The organism is Pseudomonadota bacterium (assembly GCA_010028905.1).
In the GTDB taxonomy this organism is placed as follows: domain Bacteria; phylum Vulcanimicrobiota; class Xenobia; order RGZZ01; family RGZZ01; genus RGZZ01.
The window spans coordinates 1-5,611 of sequence record RGZZ01000337.1 but is presented as its reverse complement, the minus strand read 5'-3'; the positions used below and the strand labels follow the sequence as shown (position 1 = coordinate 5,611).

Sequence of the window (5,611 nt, the reverse complement as noted above, 5' to 3'; positions counted from 1 at the left end):
CAGCGTCCGCCCCACGTCGACCCGACCCGGCCCCCAGACGATGAGCGGCACCGCGAGGTTGCCCTCGTACAGACCGTGCCCGCCCAGGCCATGACCCGAAGCCCCCGTGCCGAACGCGGGTTCCATGCCGTGCTGAGACGTGACAGCGACCAGCAGGTCGGAAGCGCTCCCTCGGGTCGCGGCGAGCAGGCGCCCCAGCTCGCTGTCGATGTCGCTGATGACGCGCTGGCGCTGCGCCTCATCGCGCTGTGCGTCGCTGGAGTGCAGGTTCCAGTACATGAGCCAGAGGAATCAGGGGTGATCGCGACGTTGCGCCTGAACCCAGCGGAGAGCCTCGTCGGTCGTTCGCTGCGCGCTCCAGACCCCGCCGGACTCGAGCGCTGCGCTGCGATAGACCGCGAACCCCTCGCTGACGCGGGGGTCGAACAGCACAGCCGTGCCGATGAAGGCCGCCGTGGAATACCCCTGGCCCTGAAACGCCGACGCCAGCGAAGGCCCGGGGCTCCGCGGCCGGAGCAGCACCATCTGGGTGAACCACTGCGAGAAGAGCAGGCTCAACGTGCTGGCGGTGGTGAAGTCGGACTGGGCGTGGACATCGGTGAAACGGGTGCCTTCCGCGGCCAGGTGATCGATGACCGGCGTGCCGGCGTCTGCCCGGCCATAGGCGCCGAGGCAGTCGGGCGTGAGGCAGTCGACGGTGACGAGCACGACACACGGATGCGGACGCAGAGGCGTCTCGCGAGGCTGCGCGATGGCGAACACCAGCGCGAGAACGAAGAACGTGATCAGCGCCCCCGGAAGTCGTCGCACGCGCAGGGCCCGTGAAGTTGACCCGACACCCTCTCCCGTCGAGGCGTCTCCACGGACAGCCGCCTGAGTGTCTCGCTCCCTCATCGCCACGCCCGCCACAGCATGTCGAGCGCCATCATGATGCCGATGGCGATCACGGTTCCCCGCACGTAGGCACGCCCCAGGCGCAACGCCACCGCCGCCGATACGCCGGCGCCCACCGCTCCGCCGGCCGCGGTCATGAGCGCGACGGGCCAGACCACGACGCCCGCGACGACAAATGAGAGCACAGCCACGCCGTTCGCGCAGAGCCCGAGGATGTTCTTCACGCCGTTGGCGCGGTGCACATCACTGATGCCGAGCAGTCCGAGGGCGGCGAGCATCAAGATTCCCGCGCCCGCGCCGAAGTAGCCCGCGTAGATTCCCACGCCGAGCTGGAAGAGCATGGCTGCCGCCCACCAGCCTGTCGTGGGACAGGCCTCGACCTGCGCGCTGCGGAGCTTGCGGGCGACGGCCTCCTGCGCCCCGAAGAGCAGGGTGGCGAAGAGCAGCAGCCAGGGCACCACCCGCGCGAACATGACCGATGGCGTGTGCAGCAGCAGCATCGCGCCCAGCGCGCCGCCCACGAGGCTGGGCACAGCGAGCCGCGCGATGACGGTGCCCGCCCCGTCGAGATGCCGGCGATGTCCCCAGGCGCCCGCCAGCGACGCCGGCCACAGCGCCACCGTGCTCGTGGCGTTGGCCATCTTGGCGTCGAGCCCGAGCGCCATCAGCGCGGGGAACGTGGCCAGGGTTCCCCCGCCCGCGATGGCGTTGACGAGACCGCCCGCAAACCCCGCGGCGAAGGCGCTCACGGCCTCGAGTCCGGTCATCGCGCTGCTCGCTCCTCCTCACGTCGGGTGCTGATGTGACCGCGTTTCGCTCACGCCGCGCCGCGGCCATCACGGACCCATTCCGTGCGTCACCCTACGAGGGTTCCTCGCACCGAGGGTCGTACCCTTGCTGTCGACTCCGCCTGCCTTCTACGCGCGCAGGCGAGACCCCCACGGAGGCCCCATGCACGCAGAGATCGAAGAGCGGTTCCGCCGCGTCGCGCCCGACGTCGACTTCTGGTCGCTGCGCTTCGTCGACGAGCGCTCGGAATCCATCGAGGTACGTCAAGACGTGCTCGAACCCGTCGCCCTGTCGAGCGAGGCAGGCGCGATGATCACGATCATCGACAAGGGAGGGCTCGGCTACGCCGCCACGAGCGATCTGAGCCCCACCGGACTCGCCCGCGCCGCAGAAGAGGCGTGCGCCTGGGCCCGACACACCCGCGGGCGCAGTGTCGTCGACTTCAGCCGCTTCGAGCTCCCCGCGCCTCGGGGCGAATATGCCACGCCCGTGACCCTCGCCTGGTCGAGCGTGCCGCTGCGCGAGAAGATCGACCTGCTGCGAGAGCAGAGCGCGCGGCTGAAGATCGATGCGCGCATCGTCGACTGGAGCGCCTCGGTGTGGAACCTCGAGACCGACACCCTCTACATCACATCAAACGGGGGCGCGGCGCGGCAGCGCCTCACGTACATCGTGCCCTTCCTCGAGGCCACCGCCAACGAGGGGGCGGAGACCCAGACCCGCTCCCTCGGGGGGCGCGGCTTCGGTCGCCAGGGCGGATGGGAGTCGCTGGAACGCGTCGGGTTCCTCACGGCCGCTCCCCGAATCGGAGAAGAGGCGCTCGAGCTGCTGCTCGCGCCGAACTGCCCGAGCGGCGTGATGGACCTGCTGCTCGCCCCCGACCAGATGTCGCTGCAGATCCACGAGTCCATCGGACACCCCCTCGAGCTCGACCGCATATTGGGCGACGAGCGCAACTACGCGGGCACCAGCTTTGTCACCCTCGACATGTTCGGCACCTATCGCTACGGCTCTGATCTGCTCAACGTCACCTACGACCCGACGCAGCCGGAGCACCACGCCAGCTACGGCTTCGACGACGACGGCAGCCCCGCGGTGCGCACCTTCCTCATCGAGAAGGGCATCCTGATGCGTCCGCTGGGCGGCTTCACCTCACAGCGCCGGGCAGGGGTCGAGGGCGTGGCGAACGCACGTGCGTGTTCGTGGAACCGCCCCCCCATCGATCGCATGGCCAACCTCAATCTAGAGCCCGGTACCTCGACCTTCGACGACATGGTCGCAGGCATCGAGAGCGGCGTGTATATGAAGACCAACAACAGCTGGTCGATCGATGACTCGCGCAACAAGTTCCAGTTCGGCTGCGAGTGGGGGCGCCGCATCGTGAACGGTCGACTGGCTGAAGTGGTGAAGACGCCGAACTACCGTGGCGTCTCCTCGACGTTCTGGCGAAGCCTTGCCATGGTGGGCGACGACCGGACGTTCGAGGTGTTCGGCACGCCGAACTGCGGCAAGGGAGAGCCCAACCAGATGGTTCGCACGGGGCACGCGTCACCGACATGCCTGTTCCGCAACGTCGATGTGTTCGGAGGCGTGTGATGCAGAACGAGTTCTACGCCCTCGCAGATGCCATTCAGCCGTGCTTGCGAAAAGACGAGCAGTACCTGGCCACGTTCTCCGGAGAGGCGAGCAACTTCGCGCGATTCAACCAGTCGAAGGTGCGCCAGGCCATGCACGTGACCCAGCGCTACCTCTCGGTGCGGCTCATCGACGGTCGACGGCACATCACCGGACAGCTCTCGCTCAGCGGCGATCTGGCGTTTGACCGGCAGCGTGTCGAGTCGCTCGTCGAGGCGCTGCGCGACCGCATCGCCGAGCTGCCGGAAGACCCCTACCTGCGCTTCTCCACCGAGGTGAACAGCACCGAGCACATCGAGCCCGACTGCCTTCCCGAGGCCAGCACGGCCGTCGACGAGGTTCTCGCGGCCGCCAAGGGGCTCGACCTCGTGGGCATCTACGCGGCGGGCGGCATCTTCCACGGCTTTGCCAGCTCGCTCGGGCAGCGCAACTGGTTTGCCTCGTTCAGCCACAACCTCGACTGGAGCCTCTATCACAGCACCGACAAGGCGGTGAAGTGCGGCTACGCCGGCTTCACGTGGGACTCAGCCGAGCTCGCGCGCAAGATGTCCGAAGCCCGCGAGCAGCTGGGGCACCTCGCCACTCCCGCGCGAACCATCGACCCGGGAGGATATCGCGTCTACCTCACGCCCGTGGCCCTGGAAGACATCGTGGGCATGATGGCGTGGGGCGGATTCGGTCTCAAGGACCACCGCACCAAGCAGACCCCGCTCATCCGGATGGTCGAGGAAGGGGCAACCCTCCATCCCTCCGTCTCGATCAGCGAGAACACAGGCGAGGGCGTGGCCGCCAACTTCCAGGCGGAAGGCTTCCTCAAGCCCGCCCGCGTCTCGCTCATCGAAGGGGGACGCTACGCGGACTGCCTCACGTCTCCGCGCAGCGCCGAGGAGTACGACGTGCCGGCCAACGGTGCTGCCGACGACGAGACACCGGAATCGCTCGACATGGCGGCCGGCGAGCTGCCACAGCGCGAGGTGCTCGAGCGCCTCGGCACGGGGCTCTACATCAACAACCTGCACTACCTGAACTTCTCCGACCGCACCGCCTGCCGCATGACGGGCATGACGCGCTTTGCCACGTTCTGGGTCGAGAACGGGCGCATCGTCGCGCCGGTGAACGTCATGCGCTTCGACGAGACGCTCTATCGGGTGCTCGGCACCAGCCTGCTGGGGCTGACCCGCGAGCGCGAGCTGATTCTCAATCCGCTCACCTACGGAGGCCGCAACACATCGAGCACCCGGCTGCCCGGCGCCCTCATCGAAGGCTTCACCTTCACGCTGTAGCGATCACTCCGGCAGCGGCATGCGCTTCTGCCCATGCTCGATGTCAGCGGGAATCCCCTTGTCGTGGACGAGATTCGGCTGCGAGGCCACCCGCTGGTGCAGCCATTGCTCCGATTTGCGCTGCATGGGGCCGTCAGACGCGAGCCATCGGCGATACCCTCCGTCGAGCACGTAGACCTCCTCGTGCCCGCGGGCCACGAGCGCCCGCGCCACTGCTGCGCTCGACGCCTCGTTCGGGCTATCGCAGTACACCACGACGGTGGCGCCGGCGCGCGGCACGCGCGAGACAGCGACGTCGACCTCCGCCGGGTCGACACGCAGCGCCCGGGGCAGCATCAGCTCCTCGTCACGCCAGTCGTGGGCGGTGCGAGCATCGACGAACATCACGGGAAGCTCGCGCAGCATGAGCTCCTTGACCTCGGCAAGCGCGATGCGACGGGGAAATTCCATGGGCGTACATCCTCCTGGGAGAGATGTACCCATCGCTGGCGCCCCGCGCGCGACAAGGGCGCGAGGAGATGCGTGTGCCCCGCGGGTCAGCCCGCCATCTGCTGCGGAACGATGGCGCTCTTCATGCGCGCGGCGAAGTCATGGATGGGCACGCTCTCGACCCCACCATCGTGGATCTGATGGTCGCTGCCCATGAGACGCTCGTTGACGTTGCCCGACGTGCGCTCGCCCCACGGGTTGCGGAAGTAGACCCGATCTCCACGGATATCGGTGACGAGGACGCGGTGACGCCCGCCATCCCACTGCATCGAGACCGGCACCCCATCGCTGCCGGGCGTCTGCGCGGCGCGCTGGATGAGCGGAAGGGCCTGAAACGGATCGTGCCCCTCGCGGAAGATCTCGACGTACTTCTCACCCGTGGCCTGAGTGGCGAGGTCTTGCACCTGCTCGGGGGTGAGCCCCCCCTGCTCGGGCGTCTTGCCGAAGAAGCGGAACGGGTTCCATCCGGGCGACTGCGGGCTCTGGAAGGTGTCAGTCACGTTCGAGTACTGGCCAGCCTG

Annotated in this window: 7 protein-coding genes; 2 read left to right on the top strand and 5 right to left on the bottom strand. The window is 68.1% G+C overall.

Translation table 11 applies throughout. The features are described from left to right. The 3 genes from EB084_18440 to EB084_18430 all read right to left on the bottom strand — a co-directional run. The coding region (locus EB084_18440) for a hypothetical protein (protein NDD30240.1) at positions 1-279 on the bottom strand (279 nt) is incomplete at its 3' end. 12 nt (positions 280-291) lie between these two features. Next, complete coding sequence (locus tag EB084_18435) at positions 292-909, bottom strand: hypothetical protein (GenBank protein NDD30239.1); 618 nt, start codon at positions 907-909, stop codon at positions 292-294. Beyond that, positions 891-1,661, bottom strand: coding sequence for a sulfite exporter TauE/SafE family protein (locus EB084_18430; GenBank protein ID NDD30238.1), 771 nt, complete (start codon positions 1,659-1,661; stop codon positions 891-893). The genes EB084_18435 and EB084_18430 overlap by 19 nt, the downstream gene beginning before the upstream one ends. A 184-nt stretch (positions 1,662-1,845) precedes the next feature. On the opposite strand from EB084_18430, the gene EB084_18425 reads away from it, so the two are divergent. Continuing rightward, on the top strand, positions 1,846-3,279 hold the full coding sequence (locus EB084_18425) for a TldD/PmbA family protein (protein ID NDD30237.1): 1,434 nt from the start codon (positions 1,846-1,848) through the stop codon (positions 3,277-3,279). Next, complete coding sequence (locus EB084_18420) at positions 3,279-4,601, top strand: TldE/PmbA family protein (protein NDD30236.1); 1,323 nt, start codon at positions 3,279-3,281, stop codon at positions 4,599-4,601. Before EB084_18425 ends, EB084_18420 begins: the two co-directional genes overlap by 1 nt. Positions 4,602-4,604: 3 nt before the next feature. On the opposite strand, the gene EB084_18415 is transcribed toward EB084_18420, so the two are convergent. Both EB084_18415 and EB084_18410 read right to left on the bottom strand, forming a co-directional pair. Continuing rightward, the gene (locus tag EB084_18415; protein ID NDD30235.1) at positions 4,605-5,084 is read right to left on the bottom strand and encodes a hypothetical protein; all 480 of its coding nucleotides are present in this window, start codon (positions 5,082-5,084) and stop codon (positions 4,605-4,607) included. Between the two features lie 53 nt (positions 5,085-5,137). Continuing rightward, a partial coding sequence (locus EB084_18410) for a hypothetical protein (GenBank protein NDD30234.1) occupies positions 5,138-5,611 on the bottom strand: 474 nt, incomplete at its 5' end.